General features: G+C 72.6%; 22 protein-coding genes. 14 read left to right on the forward strand and 8 right to left on the reverse strand.

The genetic code is table 11. From position 1 onward, the window contains the following. Window positions 1–54: 54 nt before the first annotated feature. Window positions 55–1,110 (reverse strand): PucR family transcriptional regulator, encoded by a 1,056-nt coding sequence (locus IEY93_RS20855; protein ID WP_229691320.1) that lies wholly within the window; start codon window positions 1,108–1,110, stop codon window positions 55–57. Window positions 1,111–1,204: 94 nt separating this feature from the next. On the opposite strand from IEY93_RS20855, the gene IEY93_RS20860 reads away from it, so the two are divergent. Next, complete coding sequence (locus tag IEY93_RS20860) at window positions 1,205–2,122, forward strand: proline dehydrogenase family protein (protein ID WP_189164780.1); 918 nt, start codon at window positions 1,205–1,207, stop codon at window positions 2,120–2,122. 8 nt (window positions 2,123–2,130) lie between these two features. Next, the gene (pruA, locus tag IEY93_RS20865; RefSeq protein WP_189164781.1) at window positions 2,131–3,756 is read left to right on the forward strand and encodes an L-glutamate gamma-semialdehyde dehydrogenase; all 1,626 of its coding nucleotides are present in this window, start codon (window positions 2,131–2,133) and stop codon (window positions 3,754–3,756) included. Between the two features lie 67 nt (window positions 3,757–3,823). On the opposite strand, the gene IEY93_RS20870 is transcribed toward pruA, so the two are convergent. Beyond that, entirely contained in the window at window positions 3,824–4,945 is a 1,122-nt protein-coding gene (locus tag IEY93_RS20870; RefSeq protein ID WP_189164782.1) for an SgcJ/EcaC family oxidoreductase, read from the reverse strand. A gap of 278 nt (window positions 4,946–5,223) precedes the next feature. On the opposite strand from IEY93_RS20870, the gene IEY93_RS20875 reads away from it, so the two are divergent. The 7 genes from IEY93_RS20875 to IEY93_RS20905 all read left to right on the forward strand — a co-directional run bounded on the left by IEY93_RS20875 (window position 5,224) and on the right by IEY93_RS20905 (window position 12,110). Continuing rightward, complete coding sequence (locus IEY93_RS20875; RefSeq protein ID WP_189164783.1) at window positions 5,224–6,159, forward strand: NAD(P)-dependent oxidoreductase; 936 nt, start codon at window positions 5,224–5,226, stop codon at window positions 6,157–6,159. Next, window positions 6,152–6,940, forward strand: coding sequence for an SDR family NAD(P)-dependent oxidoreductase (locus tag IEY93_RS20880; RefSeq protein ID WP_189164784.1), 789 nt, complete (start codon window positions 6,152–6,154; stop codon window positions 6,938–6,940). Before IEY93_RS20875 ends, IEY93_RS20880 begins: the two co-directional genes overlap by 8 nt. A gap of 566 nt (window positions 6,941–7,506) precedes the next feature. Then, window positions 7,507–9,096 carry a PP2C family protein-serine/threonine phosphatase gene (locus tag IEY93_RS20885; RefSeq protein ID WP_189164785.1) on the forward strand — a complete coding sequence of 530 codons (1,590 nt, stop codon included), beginning with the start codon at window positions 7,507–7,509 and terminating at the stop codon, window positions 9,094–9,096. After that, complete coding sequence (locus IEY93_RS20890; protein ID WP_189164786.1) at window positions 9,096–9,479, forward strand: anti-sigma factor antagonist; 384 nt, start codon at window positions 9,096–9,098, stop codon at window positions 9,477–9,479. Before IEY93_RS20885 ends, IEY93_RS20890 begins: the two co-directional genes overlap by 1 nt. A gap of 192 nt (window positions 9,480–9,671) precedes the next feature. Then, window positions 9,672–10,664 (forward strand): dihydroxyacetone kinase subunit DhaK, encoded by a 993-nt coding sequence (gene dhaK / locus IEY93_RS20895; RefSeq protein WP_189164787.1) that lies wholly within the window; start codon window positions 9,672–9,674, stop codon window positions 10,662–10,664. Between the two features lie 207 nt (window positions 10,665–10,871). Continuing rightward, entirely contained in the window at window positions 10,872–11,669 is a 798-nt protein-coding gene (locus tag IEY93_RS39570; RefSeq protein WP_189164788.1) for a DAK2 domain-containing protein, read from the forward strand. Between the two features lie 42 nt (window positions 11,670–11,711). Further along, the gene (locus tag IEY93_RS20905; RefSeq protein ID WP_189164789.1) at window positions 11,712–12,110 is read left to right on the forward strand and encodes a PTS-dependent dihydroxyacetone kinase phosphotransferase subunit DhaM; all 399 of its coding nucleotides are present in this window, start codon (window positions 11,712–11,714) and stop codon (window positions 12,108–12,110) included. A gap of 178 nt (window positions 12,111–12,288) precedes the next feature. Here the strand turns inward: IEY93_RS20905 and IEY93_RS20910 are convergent, their stop codons facing one another. Further along, window positions 12,289–13,512 (reverse strand): cytochrome P450, encoded by a 1,224-nt coding sequence (locus tag IEY93_RS20910; protein ID WP_189164790.1) that lies wholly within the window; start codon window positions 13,510–13,512, stop codon window positions 12,289–12,291. Between the two features lie 358 nt (window positions 13,513–13,870). On the opposite strand from IEY93_RS20910, the gene IEY93_RS39385 reads away from it, so the two are divergent. The 3 genes from IEY93_RS39385 (at window position 13,871) to IEY93_RS20920 (ending at window position 15,389) form a co-directional block, all read left to right on the forward strand. Then, a complete protein-coding gene (locus IEY93_RS39385) occupies window positions 13,871–13,996 on the forward strand; it encodes a hypothetical protein (protein WP_268241571.1) in 126 nt (41 codons plus the stop codon). A gap of 112 nt (window positions 13,997–14,108) precedes the next feature. Continuing rightward, window positions 14,109–14,369: a hypothetical protein gene (locus IEY93_RS20915; RefSeq protein WP_189164791.1), complete on the forward strand. Its 261-nt coding sequence runs from the start codon at window positions 14,109–14,111 to the stop codon at window positions 14,367–14,369. A gap of 213 nt (window positions 14,370–14,582) precedes the next feature. Further along, the gene (locus IEY93_RS20920) at window positions 14,583–15,389 is read left to right on the forward strand and encodes an MBL fold metallo-hydrolase (protein WP_189164792.1); all 807 of its coding nucleotides are present in this window, start codon (window positions 14,583–14,585) and stop codon (window positions 15,387–15,389) included. Window positions 15,390–15,396: 7 nt separating this feature from the next. Here the strand turns inward: IEY93_RS20920 and IEY93_RS20925 are convergent, their stop codons facing one another. Beyond that, window positions 15,397–16,971: a sigma-70 family RNA polymerase sigma factor gene (locus tag IEY93_RS20925; RefSeq protein ID WP_189164793.1), complete on the reverse strand. Its 1,575-nt coding sequence runs from the start codon at window positions 16,969–16,971 to the stop codon at window positions 15,397–15,399. Between the two features lie 126 nt (window positions 16,972–17,097). Here IEY93_RS20925 and IEY93_RS20930 point away from each other — a divergent pair, with 126 nt between their 5' ends. Beyond that, complete coding sequence (locus IEY93_RS20930; protein ID WP_189164794.1) at window positions 17,098–17,559, forward strand: DUF5753 domain-containing protein; 462 nt, start codon at window positions 17,098–17,100, stop codon at window positions 17,557–17,559. A gap of 13 nt (window positions 17,560–17,572) precedes the next feature. Continuing rightward, complete coding sequence (locus tag IEY93_RS20935) at window positions 17,573–17,776, forward strand: DUF397 domain-containing protein (protein WP_189164795.1); 204 nt, start codon at window positions 17,573–17,575, stop codon at window positions 17,774–17,776. Window positions 17,777–17,832: 56 nt separating this feature from the next. Here the strand turns inward: IEY93_RS20935 and IEY93_RS20940 are convergent, their stop codons facing one another. The 4 genes from IEY93_RS20940 to IEY93_RS38380 form a co-directional block, all read right to left on the reverse strand. Further along, entirely contained in the window at window positions 17,833–19,608 is a 1,776-nt protein-coding gene (locus IEY93_RS20940; protein WP_189164796.1) for a copper resistance CopC/CopD family protein, read from the reverse strand. After that, window positions 19,605–20,345, reverse strand: coding sequence for a YcnI family copper-binding membrane protein (locus IEY93_RS20945; protein ID WP_189164797.1), 741 nt, complete (start codon window positions 20,343–20,345; stop codon window positions 19,605–19,607). Before IEY93_RS20945 ends, IEY93_RS20940 begins: the two co-directional genes overlap by 4 nt. Before the next feature lie 98 nt (window positions 20,346–20,443). Next, complete coding sequence (locus IEY93_RS20950; protein ID WP_189164798.1) at window positions 20,444–21,823, reverse strand: multicopper oxidase domain-containing protein; 1,380 nt, start codon at window positions 21,821–21,823, stop codon at window positions 20,444–20,446. 147 nt (window positions 21,824–21,970) lie between these two features. After that, on the reverse strand, window positions 21,971–22,612 hold a 642-nt coding region (locus IEY93_RS38380), incomplete at its 5' end, for a YncE family protein (protein ID WP_373291497.1).

Genomic DNA, 22,612 nt, shown 5'->3' on the forward strand with positions numbered 1-22,612 from the left:
CTGGACCGGCCACCGGGCGGCCCGCCGCCGGACGCGGGCGCCCGGAGCCGGCCCTCAGGCCGGGCCGGCGAGGAGCTCGGCGGCCTTGAGGCCGAGGTGCAGCACCAGGCGGTTCTCGCCGTCGTCCAGGTCCAGGCCGGTCAGCCGTTCGGCCTTGGCCAGCCGGTAGTACAGGGTCTGGCGGTGCACGCCGAGCCGCGCGGCGGTGTCGCGGGCGCGCCCGCCCTGGTCGAGGTAGGTGACCACGGTGCGGGCGAGCTCGGCGTCCAGCGCCGCCGCCTCGCCCGCGAGGTCGGCCAGCTCGGCCGGGGACAGCCGGACGAGCAGCCGGTGCACCCCGAGGTCCGTCCACGCGGCGACCGGCGCGAACCTCGCCACCCGCTGGGCCGCGCGGAGCGCCAGCCGGGCCTCCCGCCAGCTCCGCCACGCCTCGCCGGTGTCCTGCCGGGGCCCGCCGATGCCCGCCGCCGTGCCGTACATGGCCCGCACCCGCTCGGCCACGGCACGCGCCTGGGCCGCGGGCGCCAGGACGGCGGTGACCGGGTCGCCGGCGTCGGCCGGGACGCCACGGGGCAGCGTCCACAGCGGCGCGACCCGGCCGGAGGCGCTCTGCACCGCGATCGCCGCCACCGGGCCGGGCAGCTCGAGCCGGACCCCGGCGCGGACCTCCGGGTCGGCCGACAGCAGGTCGCGCAGGCGCACGCCGAGGTCCTGGCGGCGGCGGGCCTCTTGGGCGAGCGCGGCGGCGGCCCGGTCGACCAGTGGGGCCACCTGGGTCAGGTGCGCGTCGGTGAGCGCGCCGGAGTCGAGCAGCCACAGGTACCCGTAGGTCACCTCGCGGTGGCGCAGCGGGACGCAGACCCGGGCGAGCACGCCGAGGCCCTGGTCGCCGGGGACGCGGACCGGGCCGGTGGCCGTGGCGATGCCGTAGCCCTCGAAGTAGGCGCGCACCTCGTCGGAGGCGCGGCGGCGCAGGATGGACTCCCGCCGGACGGCGTCGATGTCGCCGCTCTGCGCCGCGTAGGCGAGCAACTGGAAGGCGCGGTCCTCCAGCGTGGCCGGGGCGTCCAGGACGCGCGCGATGTCGTCGACGATTTCCTGCAGATCCACCCGTCCATTGTCATACATCTGTATGAACGGGGTAGACGACGGCCGTGGCGGATGTCCATAGAAGCCGCTCACCTGCGGATTTATGGTGGTGAACATGCTCGGTTCCGTATTTTTGGCGGCATCGCGGAGCTCGCTCGCGCGCCGCGCCGTCTCCGGTCTCCCGGTCACCCGGCACGTGGTCGACCGGTTCGTCGCCGGTGAGGACACCACGGCCGCGCTGGCGGCCGTGCAGCGCCTCACCGACGCCCGTCTGGCCGTCACCCTCGACCACCTGGGCGAGGAGGTCAGGGACGTCCGCGCCGCCGCCGGGACCGTCAAGGCGTACGTGTCGCTGCTCGACGCGCTGGCGCCGCTCGGGCTGGGCGGCCGGGCCGAGGTCTCGGTGAAGCTGTCGGCCGTCGGGCAGGTGCTCGACGAGCGCATGGCGCTGGACCACGCCAGGGAGATCTGCGCCGCCGCGCGCGACGCGGGCGCCACGGTGACCCTGGACATGGAGGACCACACCACGGTCGACTCCACCCTTGCGATCCTGCGCGAGCTGCGCGCCGACTTCCCCTCGACCGGGGTCGCCGTGCAGGCGTACCTGCTGCGCAGCGAGGGCGACCTGCGCGACCTGTCCGGCGAGGGGTCGCGGGTGCGCCTGGTCAAGGGCGCCTACGCCGAGCCGGCCTCGGTGGCCCACCAGAAGAAGGCCGACGTGGACAAGGCGTACGTGCGGTGCCTGCGCATCCTCATGGCGGGGAAGGGGTACCCCATGGTGGCCACGCACGACGACCGGCTGATCTCCATCGCCGAGCTGCTGGCCGACCGCGCCGGACGCGGCCGGGACTCCTTCGAGTACCAGATGCTCTACGGCATCAGGACCGACAAGCAGGAGGCCATGGCCCGCGCCGGGTCCACGGTGCGCGTGTACGTCCCCTACGGCGACGACTGGTACGGCTACTTCATGCGCCGCCTGGCCGAGCGTCCCGCCAACGTCGCCTTCTTCCTGCGTTCACTCCGCTCCCAGTGAGGTCTTCCATGGATGCCGTCAGCAACGTCCCCGTCCCGGCCAACGAGCCGGTGCACGGCTACGCACCCGGCAGCGCCGAGCGCTCCGTCCTGGAGGGCCGGCTGAAGGAACTGTCCGGCAGCGCGCTCGATCTGACGATGACGATCGGCGGTGAGCGCCGCATGGCCGCGGGCGCCCCGATCGACGTCGTCCAGCCGCACAACCACGCCCACGTGCTCGGCCGCACCGCCGACGCCTCGGCCGCCGACGTGCGCGCCGCCATCGACACGGCGCTGGCCGCGGCGCCGGCCTGGCGGGCGCTGCCGTTCGAGGAGCGGGCCGCGATCTTCCTCAAGGCCGCCGACCTGCTGGCCGGGCCGTGGCGCGCCACGCTGAACGCCGCCACGATCCTCGGCCAGTCCAAGTCGGTGCAGCAGGCCGAGATCGACGCCGCCTGCGAGCTGATCGACTTCCTGCGGTTCAACGTGTCCTTCGCCCGGCAGTTGCTGCAGGAGCAGCCGATCTCCTCGCCGGGCGTGTGGAACCGCATGGAGTACCGCCCGCTGGAAGGGTTCGTGCTGGCGATCACTCCGTTCAACTTCACGGCCATCGCCGGGAACCTGCCGGCCTCGGCCGCCCTGATGGGCAACGTCGTGGTGTGGAAGCCGTCGCCCACGCAGCAGTTCGCCGCGCACTTCACCATGCGGCTGCTGGAGGAGGCCGGGCTGCCGCCGGGCGTCATCAACATGGTCACCGGGAACGGCGCCGCCGTCTCGGAGGTCGCGCTGACCGACCCGCACCTGGCCGGCATCCACTTCACCGGCTCCACCGCGACCTTCCAGCACCTGTGGTCCACGGTCGGCGCCAACATCACCGGCTACCGCGGCTATCCCCGGCTGGTCGGCGAGACCGGCGGCAAGGACTTCGTGCTGGCCCACCCCTCCGCCGACCCGGCCGCGCTGACCACCGCGCTGATCCGCGGCGCGTTCGAGTACCAGGGGCAGAAGTGCTCGGCGGCGTCCCGCGCGTACATCCCGCGGTCGGTCTGGTCGGTGATCCGGGACGACTTCGTGGCGACCGCCGAGTCGCTGACCGTGGGCGACGTGGCCACCGACCTGTCGGCGTTCATGGGCGCCGTGATCGACGGGCGCGCCTTCGCCAAGCACAAGGCCGCCATCGACCGGGCACGGGCGACCGGTGGCATCGAGGTGCTCACCGGCTCCTACGACGACTCCGCCGGGTACTTCGTCCGGCCGACCGTGCTGGTCGGTGAGGACCCGACGGACGAGATCTTCGTCAAGGAGTACTTCGGGCCGATCCTCGCGGTGCACGTGTACGACGACTCGCGGTACGACGCCGTCCTGGACCAGATGGAGAGCGTGTCGCCGTACGCGCTGACCGGCTCGATCATCGCCCAGGACCGGTACGCCGTCGCCGCGGCGACCGAGCGGCTGCGCTTCGCCGCGGGCAACTTCTACATCAACGACAAGCCCACCGGGGCGGTCGTCGGCCAGCAGCCCTTCGGCGGCGCCCGCGCCTCGGGCACCGACGACAAGGCGGGCTCGATCTTCAACCTGGTCCGCTGGGTCAGCGCCCGGGCGATCAAGGAGACCTTCGTCCCGCCCACCGACCACCGCTACCCCCACATGGGCTGACACCCGCCCGAAGCACCCCGGCGGCCCCGCGCCGCGTCTTGTGCGGGCGGGGCCGGTGGGTGGCGGGTCAGCTCGGGGTCGTGCTCTGGGTGGCGCCGGGGGTGGCGCCCCGGCGGCCGGGGCGGGGAGCCGGGTCGCGTTGCGGGATCAGGGTGTTGTGGAAGGACCGCACCAGCCACTGCCCGTCCCGCTGCCTGAGGACGATGCTGGTGTTGTAGGAGAAGGTGTTGGGACGGCAGGCGGTCTCGGCGCCGAACATGACGCAGCCCTTGCGGACGATCACGGCCACCGTCGGCGCGACCAGGTCGACCTTCTCCTCCAGCGTGATGATGCGGCTGTTCTTCAACTGGTTGCCCATGAAGCTCTGGAACCGCTGGGCGATCACGTCGCGGGTGCGCATGTGCTCGCCGGTGACGTTGACGAAGTCGGCGTCGGGCGTGTAGGTCGCGGCGTACGCCTTGGCGTCGCCCTTCGCCCACGTCTCGGCCTGCCGCAGCCACAGCTTGCGCAGTGCCTCCCGCGCGGCGGAGTTGTCCGCCTCGTCGGTGCCCGGGGGCGGAGCCTGGACGGCGGGCGGCGCGCCGCCCGGCGGGGTGGCCGGGAGCGCGGCAGGCGCCGCCGCCACGTCCGCGGCGGCGGGTGAGGCCGCGGTGACGAGCCGGAACGGACGCCGGCGTTCCTCACCCTGCTCGACCAGGGTGTTGTGGAACGACTCGATCTGCCACTGCCCGTAGCGCTTGACCATGACGCTGCTGTTCACCGACAGGTTGGCCGGACGGCAGGCCGGCTCGGCGCCGTACAGGACGCAGTCCTTCCTGACGATGATCGCCATGGCCGGCGACACCAGGCGGATCTTCTCGTCCAGCCGGAGGATCCGCGTCTGCTTCAGGTCGTTGGCGAAGTAGTGCTGGATGCGGGACGCGATGGCCCCGCGGCCGTGCAGGTGCTCGCCTCTGATGTTCACCAGGTCGGCGTCCGGGCTGTAGATCGCCGCGTAGGCGGCGGCGTCCCCCTTGGACCAGGCCGCCGCCTGGCGCCGCCAGATGTCGCCGAGCGCGGCGAGGTCCCCGTCGGGCGGCGCGTCGGGTGTGACGGCGACCGCCGGTGGCACGGCGCAGAAAAGCGCCGCGCCGACCCCCGCGACGAGCACCAGGCCGCTCGTCGTACTGCTGCGTCCACGGATTCTCATTCGTGCCTCCGTTCGTACGCTCCTGAGGAAAAGATATACGGTGCCCGCGTCCCCTCCTGGAAATGGGTGCGGGTGTCCCATCGCCAGGGATAATCATTGCGAAATTCGCTATGTTTCCGGTGTTTGCCCTGTTCAAAGCCGCTGTTGGCGACGCTTCACCATATCCGCGGACCGGGTGTGCCAATACGGCGGCAAACCTGAATCTCCGGCTTTCTTCCCGCGCGTCACCGCGGCCGGAAGGGCCGGGGCGGCGACAATGACCGCAGGGGGGATGACATATGCAGATCGCGGTACTCGGAATGGGGAACATGGGGCGCGCCCTGGCCTGCCGGCTCGCCGCCCAGGGGCAGCAGGTCAGGGTCTGGAACCGCACGCCGGGCCGGGCCGGGGAGGCCGTCGCGGCGGGCGCGGTGGAGGAGCGGTCCCCGGACGAGGCCGCACGCGGCTGCGAGGCCGTCATCATGTCGCTCGCCGACGACGAGGCGGCGCTGGCCGTGATGGGACGGCTGGCGGAGGCGGCCTCCGGCGCGAAGCGGTCCGGGGCCAACGGATCGGGCCCGGACACCGCCGGAGCGGACGGCCCGGTCGTGGTGGACATGAGCACCGTCGCCCCCGGCACCTCCCGCCGGCTGGCGGAGCTCGCGCCCGGGCACCGGTTCGTGGCCGCGCCGATCATCGCCGCGCCGGTCACGGTGGCCGCAGGCCGGGCGTCGGGGCTGCTGGGTGGCGAGCGGCGGCTGGTGGACCGGCTGGAGCCGCTGTGGTGCCGGCTGTTCGAGGCGCACTGGTACTGCGGCGAGGACCCGGGCAGGGCGACGACCTTCAAACTGCTCAACAACTATCTGCTGATGGCCGGGATCGCCCTGATCGCCGAGGTGGTGGCCACGGCCGAGGCGGCGGAGCTGGACACCAAGCTGCTGCGCGAGGTGCTGGACCAGTGGCCGACCGTCCCGATCGCCGTCCGCAACCGGATCGACGACATCATCGGCGGCGAGCATCAGGGCTGGTTCTCCACCCGGCTCGGCGCCAAGGACGTGCGGCACGTGGTGGCCGCGGCCGAGGCCGGCGGGCTCGCGCTGCCGATCGCCCGCCTGGTCGGGCAGCGCTACGAACGCGCGGCCGAGTTGTGCGGCGAGGGGGCGGACATCGGCGCGGTCGTGGAGGTGCTGCGTGCCGAGCGCCGCGCGGGCCGGCGGGCGGACGGCGATGACTGAGACGCGGGCGCAGGGCGACGGGCAGGAGACGGCGGCCGGCACGCGGGCGCAGGTCGCGCTGGTGACCGGGGCCAACCAGGGCATCGGCCGGGAGATCGCCGCCCAGCTCGCCGCGATGGGCGTGACGGTGCTGGCCGGCGCCCGCGACCTTCGCCGGGGCGAGGAGGCCGCGGCGGAGCTGCGCGCCGCGACCGGCGCGGACGTGCGCGCGGTGCGGCTGGACGTCACCGACGCGGCGTCGGTCAAGGCCGCCGCCCGGTACGTCGAGGAGCACTTCGGCGTGCTGGACATCCTGGTGAACAACGCCGGCATCCTCGGCGAGGTGGCCGGCCAGGATCCGTGCGAGGCCGACCTGGACGCCGTCCGGCAGGTGTTCGAGACCAACGTCTTCGGCGTGATCGCCGTGACCACGGCGATGATCCCGCTGCTGGTCCGCTCACCGGCGGGGCGGGTGGTGAACCTCACCAGCGGGCTCGGCTCACTGGCGCTGATGAGCGACGCGTCGGGCCCGTTCGCCCGCAGGCCGCCGTCGGTGGGATACCCGCCGTCCAAGACGGCGGTCAACGCGCTGACCGTGCAGTACGCCAACGCGCTGCGCCCGCACGGCGTCCTGGTCAACGCCGCCGACCCCGGGCCGTGCGCGACCGGGTTCTCCCCGGCGGTGGCCGGGCTGCCGCGCAGCGCCGCCGACGGTGCGGCGATCGCGGTACGGCTGGCCACGTTGCGCGGTGACGGCCCGACGGGCGGCTGCTTCGGCGGCGACGGCCCGCTCCCCTGGTGAGCCTCCCGCCCGGGCCGTGACCACCGGGTCACATGCGCTCGACCGGTGTTCACCACCCTGGCGAAGACGACGGCTGAGCCGCGACGACATGCCTGGCGGCCCCTTCACCGAGACACGACACGCGCACCGGACGCCTGGACTCCACGGCGTAAGGCCTGTCAATCACGCGCTGTCAGCTAGAATCGCCCACACACATCGGGAGCGCCTGCGCCGCTCCACCGCCCGCTCCGCCGGACGCCACCGCGGCCGGCGGAGTGCGCGTCCGTGCCGACGAGCACGTCCGGTAGGCTTTCTCCGCACTCTCGTGTCCTGGCGCGCCACCTTGTCCCCCGTGTAGCGGCCGCGACCGTTCCCCTGTGAACGTCGTCCGGCCCGAGCCTGGCCCCGGCGGAACCACCGTTCCGTACCGGGAAAGCGCGAGCGGGCGCCCCGTCCGGCGGCCCTCCGAAGAGCGAGCCGAGTGATTGGTAAGGTCACTTTGCGGATCGTTCTCCGACCAGGAGCCGCACGCCGGGGCGATGGACCGGTGTTCGGACGAGGCGTGCCTTGGGAAGGTGGCTATGGCGATGGACGGTGGTGAGCGCGGCCTGCGGCCCGCCCCCGTGGCGCCACCATCGGCAGACGGCCGGGCCGTCGCGCCGGTGACCGGCCCGGCTCCGCTGATCCAGGCCGTGCTCGACGCCATCCCCGCGCAGGCCGCCTGGTACACGCCGATCCGCGGCCAGGACGGGATGATCGCCGACTTCGAGGTGCGCGCGGCCTCGCCGCTCGCCAAGGACGTCCACGGGCGCACCGGCAAGGAGCTCGTGGGCCTGCGCGTCCTGCCCGCCTACCCGACCGTGGCCGGCACCGCCCTCTGGGAGGGCTACCTGCGCGCGATGGAGACCGGGGACCCCGAGGAGATCTCCGGGTACGTCCACCTGGAGACCAGGGAGGGCGTGCCGCACCGCTCGGTCTACACGGTCACGGCGACGCGCGTGGCCGGCGGGCTGCTGGCGGCGTGGGCGCGCGAGGACGACGAGGAGCGGCTGCTCACCCGCCTGTCGTACACCGAGCGCCTCGGCGACCTCGGGTGGGGGTACTGGAACCTGGTCACCGGCGATGCCGAGTGGTCCGGCCACATGTACGACCTGCACGGCCGCGCCCCCGCGCTCGGGCCGCTCGATCTTGAGGACTATCTGGCGATCACCCACGTCGAGGACCAGCCGATCCTGCACCACGCGCTGGCCACGGTCACCAACACCGAGGGCGCCCACGAGTTCGAGATCCGGGTGTACGTCGGGGACGTGCTGCGCCACCTGCGCGTCGTCCTCCAGGCCGACCGCGACGCCTCGGGCCAGGCCGTCGAGATCCATGGCGTGGCCCAGGACATCACCGCCTGGCGGCACGCCAACGACCAGCTCGCCCTGACCCGGCGGCGGCTGGAGGAGGAGCTGCGGCTCACCGCCGAACTGCAGCACATCATCATGCCGGTGCAGGAGAGCCTGATCCACCTGCCCGGTCTCCGGGTCGGCGTGCGGTACGACGCCGCCCAGACGGCGCTGCTCGGCGGCGACTGGTACCAGGCGATGCGGCTGAGCGACGACAGGGCGCTGCTGGCCGTCGGCGACGTCGCGGGCAGCGGGCTGCCCGCCGCCTCGGCCATGGCCAAGCTGCGCCACGCGATCACCGGGCTGGCGTTCGCCGACCACGACCCCGACCGCATCCTCGTGGCGCTGAACCGCCTGCTGCGCACCGTCCGCCCGGACGTGCTCGCCACCGCCGTGGTGACGCGGTACAACCGGCTGGACAACACGCTGACCTACACCCATGCCGGCCACCCGCCGATGCTCCTCGTGCGCGGCACCACGGTGCGGCGCGTGCTGCACCCCGGAGTGCTCCTCGGCGTCTTCGACGACGCGGCCTACACGCACGCGAGCATCCGGTTGGAGCCCGACGATCTCGTGGTGATGTACACCGACGGCCTGATCGAGCGACCCGGCCGTGATCTCTACGAGGGCCTGGACCTCTTGGCGGCGACCATCTCCGGGGTGATGCGGGCGGCGCCCGCCGACCGGCTGTCGGCCGTCATGGAGGCTCTGGTCCCGAGCAATACCAGTGACGACACCTGCATCCTCGTCGCACATGTGACGCCGATCGCCCAGGGGAGTGCCTGATGTCCGACCCGTCCGATCTGAACGTCTCGACGGACGCCGCTCACTTCACGGCGGAACGCCGGGGAACGATCGGGGTCGTGACGCTCAAGGGCACCCTCGACTACGCCGTGCGGCAGGTCCTGGAGGACTTCCTGGACGAGGCGTTCGCCCAGTGCGGGCCCGAGCTGGTCGTCGACCTGCTCGACCTCGACCTGCTCGACTCGCGCTCCACCGGCCTGCTGGTCAACTGCTGGAAGCGCTGCTCGGAGTCCGGCGGGTGGCTCGGCGTGGTGGCGGTGCGCCGTAGCGCCGCCCGGGTGCTGTGGATCACCGGCCTGGCGTCCCGCATCCCGGTGTTCGCCACCCTCGACGAGGCCCTCGCCGCCGCCCCGGCCCCCTCCTGACCTCGGCCCGTCCGCGCCCGGCCTCCCCGGCCTCCTGTCACGGACGGTCACCCGCCGGACCACCGTACCCCTCCCCCGCCGCCCGCGCGCCGTTCCCTGGCCGCCATCGGACCGGTCCGCATCGCTTGCCAGGACGCGTGTGCGGGGAGAGATTGGCCGAGGGACCACCGATGCGACGCGAGGGGCCAGACCATGAAGAAGCTCATCAACAGCGCCGAATCCGTCGTCACCGACACGCTCGCCGGGATGGCGGAGGCGCATCCGGACCTCCGGATCGACCTCGCCCAAAAGATCGTGTACCGGCGGTCGCTGCCGACGCCCGGCAAGGTCGGGCTGGTCTCCGGCGGCGGCTCCGGCCACGAGCCGCTGCACGCCGGGTTCGTCGGCCACGGCATGCTGGACGCCGCCTGCCCGGGCGAGGTGTTCACCTCGCCGGTGCCCGACCAGATCATCGAGGCGTCGCACCGCGTGGACGGCGGCGCCGGGGTGCTGCACATCGTGAAGAACTACACCGGTGACGTGATGAACTTCCAGATGGCCGCCGAGCTGTGCGCCGAGGAGGGCGTCGAGGTCGGCACCGTCCTGGTCAACGACGACGTCGCCGTCAAGGACTCCCTCTACACCGCCGGGCGCCGCGGCACGGGGGCCACCCTGTTCGTCGAGAAGATCACCGGCGCGCTCGCCGAGACGGGCGCGGCCCTGGGCGAGGTGGCGAGGATCGCCGGTCAGGTCAACGCGCGCAGCCGGTCGTTCGGCATCGCGCTGTCGTCGTGCACCGTCCCGGCGGCGGGCAAGCCGACGTTCGAACTGGGCGACGGCGAGGTGGAGGTCGGCATCGGCATCCACGGCGAGCCGGGACGCGCGCGGGTGCCCGCCGCGTCCGCGCGCGAACTCGCCCGCGTCGCGATGGACGCCGTCAACGACGACCTCCCCCTGTCCGGCGACGTGCTGGTCATGGTGAACGGCATGGGCGGCACCCCGCTCATGGAGCTGTACGTGGTGTTCGCCGAGGTCGCCGCGTACCTGCGCGAGAAGGGGGCCACCGCGACGCGCAGCCTGGTCGGCAACTATGTCACGAGTCTGGACATGCAGGGCTTTTCGGTGACCGTCTGCCTGCTGAACGACGAGCTGACCCGGCTGTGGGACGCCCCCGTCCAGACCCCGGCGCTGCGCTGGGGCCGCTGACGGGTGGCACCGCGAGGCCATGCCCCGCCACCGCAGGACCTGGCCGGTCACCGGCACACCAATAAACTGCGCACAACGCCGATACACGAACACGTGGTCCCCGAAACCGGCACCCGCGTGCCGGCCGTCCCGGCCACGCCGGGCCGCCTCGAAGGGGCCTTCGATCCCTCCACCGGCCGATGCCGGTGGTCCCTCGAAGGAGTTCGGATGAACGCCCAGTTCTTCACCGCCTGGGTCGAGGAGACGGCGCGGACCATCACCGCCGACCGCGACCGCCTGACGGCGCTGGACGCCGCCATCGGCGACGCCGACCACGGGACCAACCTGGACCGCGGTTTCACCGCCGTCCGCGAGGCCCTGTCGGCGTCGTCTCCGGCCGGCCCCGGCGCGGTCCTCATCCTCACCGGCACGACGCTGATCCGTAAGGTCGGCGGCGCCTCCGGCCCGTTGTACGGCACCGCCTACCGTCACATGGGCACCACCCTCACCGCCCGCGCCGCCCAAGCGGTCGCGGGCCGAGCCGGCACCGGCCTCGACAGCACCTCAGGGGCCGTTCCGGGAACCGGCATCGAGGCACCCGGCCCTGGCACAGCAGGCTTCACGGGCACGGCAGGAGCCCGAGACGAGGCCGGCCCCGGCGGCGCGCCGGGCGACGGTGATCACATGGTCATGGTGACGCTCGCCGACCTGGCGGCGGCGTTCGAGGCGGGGCTGGCGGCGGTGTGCGAGCTGGGCGGCGCCGCCGAGGGCGACAAGACCATGGTCGACGCGCTGGCTCCGGCCACCCGTGCCCTCGCCGAGGCGGCCAGGGCCGGTCTGAAACCCGAGGACGCGTTCGACGCCGCCCTGGCCGCGGCCCGCGCCGGAGCGCGGGCGACCATCCCGCTCCAGGCGCGCAAAGGACGCGCCAGCTACCTCGGCGAGCGCAGCGCCGGCCACGAGGACCCGGGCGCCGCCTCCACCGTCCTCCTCTTCACCGCGCTGCGCACGGTCGCCGGCGGCTGAGGTGAGCGACCCCGGGCCGGCCGAGGAGGGAACCGACCGCCGATGACCACCCCCGAACCCGACAGCCAGGTCGGCATCGTCCTGGTCTCGCACAGCGACGCGCTGGCGCGCGAGACCGCCACGCTGGCCGGGCAGTTCGCCGGCCCGCACGCGCGGATCGCCGCGGCGGGCGGCACCGACGACGGCGGCTGCGGCACCAGCCCTGACAAGGTGGCCGCCGCCATCGAACAGGTCGACCAGGGCATCGGCGTGCTGATCATCCCCGACCTCGGCGGCTCGGTGCTCACCGCCCGCCTGTTCGAACGGCCGTCCGCCGTGGTCGTCGCCGACGTCCCGTTCGTCGAGGGCGCCATCGCCGCCGCCGTCCTCGCCGCCACCGGCGCCCCCCTCCCCGCCGTCCTGCAAGCCGCCGACGACGCCCGGACCTACCGCAAACTCTGACGAACCGCCCCCGCGTTGCGTGTGGTCGCAAAGCAGGGCCGTACCGGCGCAGACGCTGGACCGTTCGGCCGGGGCGGCTGCCGACCCGGCCGCGCCCACCTGGACACCGCCCATAGGTCACCCGTGCCGCGCGCCGCTCCCGCCCACGGTCCGGCCGGCAAGCGGACGCCCGGGGCGCTCAGGACCAGGCGACCGCGAGGTGGGTGGGGCCGCTGATGGCGTGGCCCGTCCTGCGGGGGACCTGACCGGCCGGTACGGCAAGGCGCAGGCCGGGCACCTCGCGAACGAGCAGGGTGATCGCGGCGATGACCTGGTCGTGCCCGAGATGGCGGCCGATGCAGTGGTGTGCGCCGTAGCCGAAGGACAGGTGCCGGTTCGGGGAGCGGCCGAAGTCCATGCGGTGCGGGTCGGGGAAGACCCGGGGGTCGAAGTTGGCGGCGTCGTGCGAGGGGATCACCACCTCACCGGCGCGCAGACGGGCCCCGCTCGGCAGGGTCGCATCGCGCACCACCCGGCGCGGCATCTCGTCGGCCGCGGTGGTGGAGAACATCCGCTCCAGCTCGGCGACCGCCCCGGGGACGGCTCCCGGATGGGTGGCCAGGTAGGCGTAGGCGGTGTCGTGGCCGCCGTAGGGGTGGGTGAGCAGCACCTCGGCGAACGTGCCGATGGACGCCGCGACGGTCTCCCAGCCGCCGACCAGCAGCGCGATCGGTAACTTGATCACCCGGTCGGGCGGCAGCGCCCCTGCCGCGGCGGCGATGCGGGACAGCAGGTCAGGCCCCGGCTCTGCCCGCCGCCGTTCGAGCAGCTCCGCCAGGTAGCCGGCCATGGCGAGCTGGGAGGCGGCGGCATCGGCCCGGGAGGCGGCGCTCGTCGCGAGGAACGCCTCCCCCCACTCCCGGAACCGGCTACGGTCCCCGTCCGGCAGCCCGAGCAGGTCGGCGATCGTGTCCAGGGCCAGCGGCAGCGCGAAGGCGTCGATCAGGTCGGCGGGGGCACCGGCGGCGAGCATCTCCTTCAGCCGCCCGGCCGCGCGCTCCTCGATCGCCGCCTGCAACGCGGCCACCGCCTGCGGGGTGAACCTGTCCTTCACGACGTCGCGGACCGCCGCGTGCTCGCCGGAGTCCAGGCCGAGCAGGGTGCCTTCCAGGTCCACGTCGTCGACGTCGAGCGCGGCCTTGCGCGAGAAGGTCTCCTGGTCGCGCAGCACGGTCGTCACGTCGTCGTACCGGGTGACCAGCTTCGCCCGCGTCCCGTTCGCCCGGACGACCTCCGCCACACCGGTCCCGCTCTCCCGGACCCGGTGGTACATGTCGTTCTTGTACAGCCCAGGCCGGTTGACTCCCTCCGCATCCTGGTCGAACGGGTGAGCGATCGGCACGGCATCCCGCAGCACGCTCATACGACTCCTGTTCCTCGAGGAAGAGCCCGCCCCTCCACCGACCAGCCTCCGCGATCGCAAGGACCGGTCCACACAAGCGACTCAACAACACCACCCGGCCCCCGTAAAGAGCCGCGTAAGGCTTCCCCTCAGAAACTCTCGCCTCCCCCACCCCACGGCACCGCCGCCGATGCCCGGCAGAGCCATCCACACCCCTCACTCTTGATTCAGCACAACGTAATGAAGTGATGACAATGAGCACTCTGGGAAGACGTGCTAGCAGCAGCTAGCTTGAAAGGGTGAAGCAGTTGAACATCCGCGTCTCCGACGGCATGCTCGACCAGATCCGGGCGCGGGCCGAGCCGACCGCAAGCAGACGGTGCAGGACTACGTCACGTCGCTGATCAGCCGCGACATCGACTCCGAACGTGCCGCCGCCGCGTCCTTCATCGCCGAGATCCTGGACCGTGACGGCGTCTGGCTCGACGAGCTCGAGGCGCGATGAGCGGCATGGACGTCCGCGCGATGCTCATCCTGGCGGAGGAGATGCCCGGCGATCCGCACGTCTCGACTACGGCGCGCTGGTCGCCGCGGAGGCACGGCACACCGGAACGGTGGTGGGCGACGACATCTATCCGACGGCCACCGCGAAAGCCGCCGCCCTGCTGCACAGCCTCCTGCGGGTCGAAGCGCTGGGCGAGCGCAACCGCACGTTCGCCTGGATCGTGGCCATGCGCTATCTCCGCGTCAACGGCCTGGAGTTGCCGAAGCTCGACCCTGCGACCGCCATCGAGATGCTGGACGCGACTCGGCGAGGCGAGACCGGCGTCCGCGATCTCAGCGCCTGGCTGACGAAGGCCACGCGAGACACGCTCTAGCGCGGGCCGGACAGGATGAGGTGACAGGCCCTCGTGAAACTGAACGCCGTCTCGCCCCCGGCCGGAGTGTAGGTGGGCGGCGGGCCGATCGGGCACGTCGGCGGCGGGGCCGCTTCGGTTGGTCCGTAACCTGGACCTCGCGAGATCGTCTCGCAGGCCTCACGAGGTCGCAGCCTGGGCCCGGCGCGGGTCCGCAGTCGGGAAGGAGCCGCCATGACATCCCGGATCGGGCCGGCGCGGCAGGCGTGCGCGGTGACCGTGCTCGGCGGGCCGACGACGGTGATCGACATCGGCGGTCTCCGGCTGGTCGCCGACCCCACCTTCGACGGGCCTGGACCGAAGGGGTACCTCACCAAACTGGACGGCCCCGCCGCCTCGGAGGGCGACCTCGGCGCAGTGGGCGCCGCGCTGGTCAGCCACGACCTGCACCCGGACAACCTCGACGAGCGAGGGCGGGCGTTCGCGCTGGCCGCGCCGGTGCTGCTGACCGGGCCGGTCAGCGCGCGGCGGCTCGGCCCGCCCGCCGTCGGGCTCGCGCCCTGGACCACCCACGTCCTTTCGCGCCCGGACGGCGGCGGAAGCCTGTCGATCCAGGCGGTGCCGGCCGTGCACGGCCCCGAGGACGGCGACCGCGACGAGGACGGTCACGTGAACTGCGAGGTCACCGGCTTCCTGCTGTCGGGTACGGACCTGCCCACCGTGTACGTCAGCGGCGACAACGCCTCGCTCGGCGTGGTCGCCGAGATGGCACGCCGGGTGGGCCGGGTGGACGCGGCGGTGCTCTTCGTAGGGGCCGCGCGGGTGCCGGCGAAAGAGCGCGGCCGTCCGCTCACGCTCACCGGCGAGCGCGCCTGCGCGGCCGCCGCCGTGCTCGGGGCGCCGGTCGTCGTCCCCGCCCACTACGACGGGTGGGCGCACTTCAGCGAGGGCCGCGCCGAGATCGAGCGCGCGTTCGACGACGCGGGCCTGGCCTCCGTCCTGCGCCTGGCCGACCACGGCGAGTGGATCTCCCTGCGCTGATGGCGCGCTATCCGTTGGCGGGGCAGGGCTTGCGGTAGGCGATGGTCACCGTGGCGCTGCCCGATCTCTGGACGCCGTCGTTCGCTCCCGACCAGGTGATGGTGACGTAGGTGCTCAGCGGCCGGTCGCAGTCGGCCGCGGTCGCGGGCACCGGGTCGTTCAGCGTGACACCGATGGCGCCGGCCTCGCCGTCGCCGAGGGTGCCGCCGGCCGGGGACGCGAGGACGTAGGGAGAGCCGGCCGCACTCCAGCGGATCGTTCCGGTGGAGGTGATCGGCACGACGCCCTTGCCGCTGTTCCCCACGTCGACCGTCCTGCGGGTGCTCAGGAGCGGGGGACGCGGTGAGCGGGAGGCGGCGCCGGTCCGCCGGGCTCGCGGCCGTTCACCGGCCGTGGGAGAGGACGTCGCCTTCGCGCCGGCCGTGGGGGACGCCTTCGGCTTCACGCCGGCTCCGGCGGACGACTTCGCCTTCGGGCTCGGCTCGGGCCGCGCGGTGGTGGCGGACGGCGGGGGCGGCGGAGACTCGACCAGGGGCGGCAGCGACTCGCCGGGGGTGACGACGATCGGCCCCCCGGCCGCCTTCGCGTCCACCGGCCTGCCGGTGGACGCGGGAGAGAACAGCAGCGACCAGAGCACTCCGGCCGAGGCCACCGACACCAGCGTCACCAGCGAGACGCGCCCCCAGCGGATGCGGCTCTCGGGGTCGTCGGCGTCGGGGTCGGGCTCCCAGAACTCGGCCACGGACCCGACGCCCGCGCGTCGCTCCGGGGCGAACCCCTCGTCGACGGTCAGCAGCGCCTCGGGCGCGGGCCGTTCCTCCAGGGCGTCGGGCTGCACCGGGAAGCCGTCGGGATGCCAGCTCTCGGCGCGATTCTCGGCCGCGGTGAACGAAGTGCCGTCGGGTAACGGCCCATCGGACACGGTGCCGGCGGCGACGGGGACGCGCGCCAGCAACGTCTCGGCCGAGGTCGTCACCAGCGCCGACCCGCACAGGTCGCAGGAGTGGATGTGCCGGGTCATGTGGGCGCGCAGCACCCGCGTCGGCGACTCGGCCCAGGACCTCACCAGGCCGGGAAGCACCGGGCAGCGCGGCTCGGCCCCCCGGGCGTCGGCGACGGCGGCCAGCCACTGCTCGGCGTCGCGGCGGCCCGCACGGCCGGCCGACTCCACCGTGTCGACCGGGATGTCCAGCACGCGGGCCACCTCGTCGGCCCTCAGCCCGTGGCGCAGCGTCAGGTCCAGGACCTCGCGCTCGCGCGGCTCCAGGCACGCCAGCACCTCGAGCGCGAGCTCCGCCGCGCCGTCGTGGCCGCGCCGGGTGGAGGGCCTTCTGTGTCCCGTGCCGTCCTGGCGGGCCTGGCACTCGGCCCGGGCCAGCGCGTACAGCCACGCGCGCAGCCGCGCCAGGTCGTACAGCCGGTCGCTGTGGGCGATGGCGCCGTGCAGCGCTCCCGCCGTCGCGTCGAGCGCCTCCTCCTCGTCCAGGACCGACCGGCAGTAGTCGTAGAGCCGGTCGCCGTACTCGCGGCACAGCCGCTCGTACTCCGCAGGATGGTCCCTCCGCTGCACCGGGATCGTCACTCCCCACCTAGACGGGACACCTAGAAGCTAGCAAAGCCCCCGGCACCCCGACCAGCGATGACCTCCCCCAGCCACGAGCGCCACCCAGGACCGAGAGCATTCCCGGCCCCGCTCGACTACCCGAAAGTGATCCAGGGCACGCTGCCGACGGCAGACCGGGAGGAGATCGAAGGTCGCCTCGAAGCCCGCATCCGCCGTCAGGCGCTGCTCGCCAAGGCAGATCCACCGCACCTTTGGGCGATCATGAATGAGGGGGCCTTGCGCCGTGGCGTCGGCGGCCGGAAAGTCATGCACGCTCAACTCCAGGCGCTCCTCGACGCGACGGAAAGCCCGAATATCTCCCCTCAGGTGGTGCCATTTCAGGGCGGAGCACATCCGGGCATGCACGACAGCTTCATCGTCATGCAGTTCGACCAAGGCAACGCTGACGCCATCTACCTGGAAAGCATGACCAATGATCTTTTCCTGGAGAGCGAAACCGATATAGAGCGGCACAATCAGGTGTTCGAACATCTCCGAGCAATATCCTCCAGCCCGGTGGCCACCCGCAAACTGATAGCCGCCGCGCTGTCCGAGGAGATGAATTGAGAGGAATCACGAGATGTCAACACTCCTCACCTCATCAAGCATCACCTGGCACAAGAACAGCCACAGCGGCGGCAATGGAGCCTGCGTCGAAATCGCCGAGATCGGCGACCGCACCGCCGTCCGCGACAGCAAGAATCCCGATTCTGCCTTCCTCACCTTCCACCGCAACACCTGGCAGCACTTCATCGACGGCATGGTCAGCCGGCGACTCGGCTGAACCAAGGGCACACGGGAGCGGCGATGAATGCCGCGTGGCTTGTCCGAATCCGCCCTTCAGGCGCTCACGTCGACCACGACGCGAACCGTGGCCTGGTCCGTCTCCGTGGTGCGGATCGTGAGAACGGCCTGCCAGCGACCCGGGAACGGCAGGTTCAGCTGGCCGATGTAGTGCCCGGCGGCGCCCTGGAGCTGCACCGGGATCGGCCCGAGGTCCCGGTCTGTGAGGGTCATGGCGGCGTGCACCTCCGGCACGTTGAGCGGCGCGCCCTTCGAGTCGAGCACCGACAGGTGCAGCTGCGCCGGCCCCACCTTGGGCGGATATACCACGAGCATCACCGCACCGCGCGCGGCGGGGCCGGAGCCGGCCGAGAACGGCACGGGTGTGGGCAAGGCCGGCACCGGCGCCGCTCGATTCGCGGGCGCCGCCGGACTCGCGGGCGCCGCCGTCGAGCTTTGCCCGGCGTACGCCGAGCGGGCCGGCTCCATGGCGACCAACGCGGCGGACAGGCCGAGCACGACGGCGCCCACCGTCATCTCGGCCAGCAGCCGCCGGTAGAACGCGTAGAGCTGGTGCGGGTCAGGGCCGCCGCTGCGCCGGTTGCCGCCCGCTCCGTAGTGGCGGGCGACCCATCCGCGGGCGGCGGCGCCGAACGCGACCAGCACGACCACGAGGGCGACCTTCGCCAGCAGAACCAGGCCGTACGCGGTGGCGAACAGCGTCGGCGGCGACCCGACCTGCCGCCATGCCTGGAACAGGCCGGTGGCGGCCATGAGCGCCACGCACACCAGCGCGGTCTGCGAGAACCGGGGCACCGCCACGCGCAGGGTGACGGTGTCGCGGGTCGGCACGTGCGTCATGGCGAGCGCGACGAGACCCCCGAGCCAGACCGAGCCGGCCACGAGGTGCACGACGTCGACCGGCACGGCGAACCCGCCGGCCTCGCCCGTCACGCTGTGGTTCGCGATGCTCCAGGTCGTGGCGAGCGCCGCGGCGGCCGCGAGCACCGCCGCCGCGGCCGTCCATCGCGCGCGGCGGTCCGGCGCGTCCGGGTAGCGGTTCAGCAGCCAGACGAGCGCGGGCGCCGCGGCGAGCAGCAGAGCGACGCGAATCCCGAGGGCACGGCCCAGGTCGGTGTCCCACGTCGTGGACAGCAGCCGTGGGTCGAAGACGCCCGCCACATCGCCGCCGGCCACGTACGGCCCGTACAACAGGCCGGAGACGATCGCGGCGGCGAGGCTGGCGCCCCAGCCGGCCCACAACGCCCGCCGGGCCGGCCGTCGCCGCGCACCGGCCGGCCAGCACCACACCAGGTAGAACGCGGTGCCGAGCAGCGCGGCGAACCCTGCGAACGCGGCCCACCGGGCGGCGCCGTACGCCGTCGCGGCATCGCCGGAACGATCGTCGGCGGGCGTGACGTCGGCCGGCCGGCTGCCCGGCGTACCGACGGTGAACGTGTAGGCGCCCTGCACCGGGTGGCTGTCGGAGGACACCACCCGCCACGAGACGGTGTAGACGCCGTCGGCGAGTTTCCCGTTCAGCGGGGCCTCCACCGACGTGTCGTCGCCCACGCGGTGGACCGGTGCGCCGATGCCGATGCGAGCGCCGTCCGGGCCGAACAGCCGCACGCCGTCCGGCGGCACGGTCACCGGGTCGGTGAACTGCAGCAGCAGCGTCCGAGGGGAGTCCTGGTAGATCTGGCCGTTGCCCGGCACGGATTCGACCAGTTCCGCGTGCGCCCAGGCAGGGCTCGCCACCACGAGGGACACGACGGTGGCGAACCCTGCGAGGAGGACGGCGAGCCCCACGCCGCGCGTCCTGGTGCGGGTCATCGCGAGAGCCGCCCGGCGGTGTCCGCCTCCGCGAGCGGCGCGGAGGCCGGCACCGGGGTGCGCCGGCGCAGCCCGGTCGCGACCGCCGTCAGCAGCGCGAGGGCGCCGAGCGCGAGGCCGGCCCAGCCGAGCAGGCGAGCGACGCCGTCGCCAGTGGGGGTGGGGGTAAGGGGGGCCGCGGCGGGCGCGTTGGCCTGCGCGTCCGCCGGCTTGACGTCGATCACCGGCGCCGGGTGTTCGGGCCGTGGCGCGCCGGCCTCCGGGACGTCGATCCAGCGGACGACCTCACCGTCGCTGTAGGTCTGCAGCGCCTTGAACACGAGCTGGCCGGGCGTGGTGGGCAGCGGGCCGAGGGACACCTCGAAGAGCTGGAACTCGCCGGGCTTGATGGCGCCGCCCTCCCACACGATGCCCGTGACGGCCTTGTTGGCGGCCTCGTCGTCGGACCCGGCGGACGCGGTGTTCGGCAGTTGCCGGGTGGCGACAGTGGCCGTCCAGCCCAGGACGGGGCGCAGGGAGGCGCTGGTGAGCTGGGCGTTCTCCGGGAAGACGACCTCGACGCGGGTCGTTTTCGCGTCCGCGTGCTCGTTGGGCACCTTGAACGCGAACGTGCCGTAGCCGCCGGTGGTGGCGACCGAGGGGGAAACGGTGACGTGGGCCCACGCCGGTAAGGCAGGGGCGAGCAGGACGGCGACGCCGGCGACGAGCATCGCGGCGACGGCACGGATGAGCTTCATGCACGGACTCCTTGCGCATATCGGTATGTGGAGCCCGTGCCGGCCAGGTGCGCTCACGGCTGACCGGCACGGGTTCGAAAGGCGGGTTCAGCCGGCGATCACGGCGTTACATTGACGACCGTCACGAGGCCGATCATGCCGTTGGGTCCCTCGGAGTGGGAGAAGATGTGGCAGTGCAGCAACCACTTCCCGGGCTCTTTGGGCTGGAACACGATGTCGTAGGTCTGTCCAACGGCGACGTTGAGCGTGTCCACGGTGTACGGTGAGGCGAGCTTGTTGCCGTCTTGGGCCACGACCTGGAACGGCATCCCGTGCAGGTGCATCGGGTGGATCATCTCGGGGCCCGTGCCGATCAGCCGGACGTGGACCTTCTGGTTGACCGACGCCGTCAGCGGCGCGGTCGCCGGGTACGACTTGCCGTTCAAGGTGAACCCGTTGGAACCGTCGCCGATCTCGATGGTGTAGTGCTTGTCGGCGGCGATGTCGCCCAGCGTCGGAGTCACCAGGAGCGCGCCGTAGAGGCCCCGGCCGACCTGGCCGCCACCCATGTGCGAGTGGTACCAGTGCGTGCCGGTCGACTTGGCGGTCCACTCGTACGTGTAGGTCTGGCCGGGCAGGATGTGCGGCTGGGTGATGTCCGGCACGCCGTCCTGCGCGTTCGGCAGCTGCATGCCGTGCCAGTGCGCCGCCGTGTGCTCCGGCAGGTCGTTCTGCACGATGACCCGCACCTGATCGCCCTCGTTGACCTTGATCGTGGGGCCGGGCACTATGCCGTTGAACGTGTACGCCTGTTTCACCACCCCTGGTGAGACCTCCCAGTCGGTCTGCGACATGCACAGCTTGAACACCTTGACGGAGCCGACCGTGTTGTAGGCGGCCAGCCGGGTGCCATCGCCCTGGGCGGCGCCGAGGGCCGGGTTGTCGCAGGGCGCGGAGCCGGGCGGCGGCGTCGTCGGAGTGACGCTCGGGCTCGGGCTCGTGCCCGGGCTGCCACTCGGCGACGGGCTCGCGCTCGGTGAGCCGGACGGCGACGGGCTCGCGCTCGGCGACTTGGACGGCGACGGCGACGGCGGTGCCGTTCCGGCGTTGATGATGCCGGTCATGTACGGGTGGAAACTGCAGTAATAGTTGTACGTGCCGGCGGTGGTGACGGTGACCATGAAGCTCGCCCCGGGCGGCAGGTCCGGGGAGGTGAAGTCGCCGCGGATGGCGTGGACGGTACCGTCCGTCTCCTGGTTGACGAACGTGACCGTGTCGCCGGGCGCCAGCGTGAGCACGTCCGGCGTGAACGCGAAGTTCTTGATCGCGATCGTGTGGTTCGCCGCCTGCGCGGCCTTCGGCGCGAACACTGCCGCGCCGGAGACCACGATCGAGAGCGCGATCATGCCGATCAGCATCAGCCGCCGTACCGGTGGCGAGGCGTTGGAGAGGGCGCGCCGGAGGGCCGCGAAGGGCTCCGGCGCGGTCGTATCAGACATGGGTGTACTTCCTCGTCTACTGTGGGATGCACGCGCCCACGTGTCGGCGGCCGAATGGACCGGCGTGGGTGGTGCGCGATCGGGGGCCCTGGTCTGGGGGAGGGACCGTCCGCTTTACGGTCCCTCCCCCGCAGTGCGGGCCCGTGGTTACTCGCAGGCCCCCGGGTTGATGGGGTTGAGCTGGGCACACGTGAGCTGGTTCGCCATCTCCGGCGTGGCGTTCTGCACCCAGCCGTTGTAGACGATCGGGTAGGGGAGGACGCCCTGCCCGCCCATGCCGCTGTAGCCGGTCACGACGTCGTCCACGGCGGTGCCCGCCGCCGAGTCGAGAACCATCTTGCCGACGATCGTGGAGTCGGCGGGGTTGCCGTCGCCGTTGGGGTCGGGGTCGATCACGGCGAGGGTGTTGGCGAACTTGCTCGACACGTAGGCGTAGTAGCCGCCGCCGCGCTTGGCACCGAAGTTGATGCCGTGACAACCGGAGTCGCACGGCAGGTACTTGATGACCTTGTCGGTCTTGGTGTCGATGACGGCGATGTTGCTCGTGAGCGTGTTCGCCACGAACGCCACGTTTCCGTCAGGGCTGACCGGGATCTGGATCGGCAGGCCGCCGAAGCCCCCGGTGGTCGCCCCGGTCACCATGTCGTAGTTCGCCCACAGGTTGATGGCCTTGTAGCCGACGTTCGTGCCGCTGTCGCTGTGGCACGCCGGCCCGTCCAGCGAGATGCACGAGACGCTCTGGCCGAGGAAGTTGGCCACGTAGTACTTCGAGGAGTCCGGCATCATGCC

The sequence above is a fragment of the Sphaerisporangium melleum genome (assembly GCF_014646695.1).
Classification (GTDB): Bacteria; Actinomycetota; Actinomycetes; order Streptosporangiales; family Streptosporangiaceae; genus Sphaerisporangium; species Sphaerisporangium melleum.

Coding starts and splice junctions, on each gene's coding strand:
- IEY93_RS20940 (WP_189164796.1), bottom strand. CDS start 19,608: ATGACCCGCACCAGGACGCGCGGCGTGGGGCTCGCCGTCCTCCTCGCA.
- IEY93_RS20890 (WP_189164786.1), top strand. CDS start 9,096: ATGTCCGACCCGTCCGATCTGAACGTCTCGACGGACGCCGCTCACTTC.
- IEY93_RS20880 (WP_189164784.1), top strand. CDS start 6,152: ATGACTGAGACGCGGGCGCAGGGCGACGGGCAGGAGACGGCGGCCGGC.
- IEY93_RS20910 (WP_189164790.1), bottom strand. CDS start 13,512: ATGAGCGTGCTGCGGGATGCCGTGCCGATCGCTCACCCGTTCGACCAG.
- IEY93_RS20935 (WP_189164795.1), top strand. CDS start 17,573: ATGTCAACACTCCTCACCTCATCAAGCATCACCTGGCACAAGAACAGC.
- IEY93_RS20905 (WP_189164789.1), top strand. CDS start 11,712: ATGACCACCCCCGAACCCGACAGCCAGGTCGGCATCGTCCTGGTCTCG.
- IEY93_RS20860 (WP_189164780.1), top strand. CDS start 1,205: ATGCTCGGTTCCGTATTTTTGGCGGCATCGCGGAGCTCGCTCGCGCGC.
- IEY93_RS20875 (WP_189164783.1), top strand. CDS start 5,224: ATGCAGATCGCGGTACTCGGAATGGGGAACATGGGGCGCGCCCTGGCC.
- dhaK (WP_189164787.1), top strand. CDS start 9,672: ATGAAGAAGCTCATCAACAGCGCCGAATCCGTCGTCACCGACACGCTC.
- IEY93_RS20885 (WP_189164785.1), top strand. CDS start 7,507: ATGGACGGTGGTGAGCGCGGCCTGCGGCCCGCCCCCGTGGCGCCACCA.
- pruA (WP_189164781.1), top strand. CDS start 2,131: ATGGATGCCGTCAGCAACGTCCCCGTCCCGGCCAACGAGCCGGTGCAC.
- IEY93_RS20950 (WP_189164798.1), bottom strand. CDS start 21,823: ATGTCTGATACGACCGCGCCGGAGCCCTTCGCGGCCCTCCGGCGCGCC.
- IEY93_RS20945 (WP_189164797.1), bottom strand. CDS start 20,345: ATGAAGCTCATCCGTGCCGTCGCCGCGATGCTCGTCGCCGGCGTCGCC.
- IEY93_RS20920 (WP_189164792.1), top strand. CDS start 14,583: ATGACATCCCGGATCGGGCCGGCGCGGCAGGCGTGCGCGGTGACCGTG.
- IEY93_RS20870 (WP_189164782.1), bottom strand. CDS start 4,945: ATGAGAATCCGTGGACGCAGCAGTACGACGAGCGGCCTGGTGCTCGTC.
- IEY93_RS39570 (WP_189164788.1), top strand. CDS start 10,872: ATGAACGCCCAGTTCTTCACCGCCTGGGTCGAGGAGACGGCGCGGACC.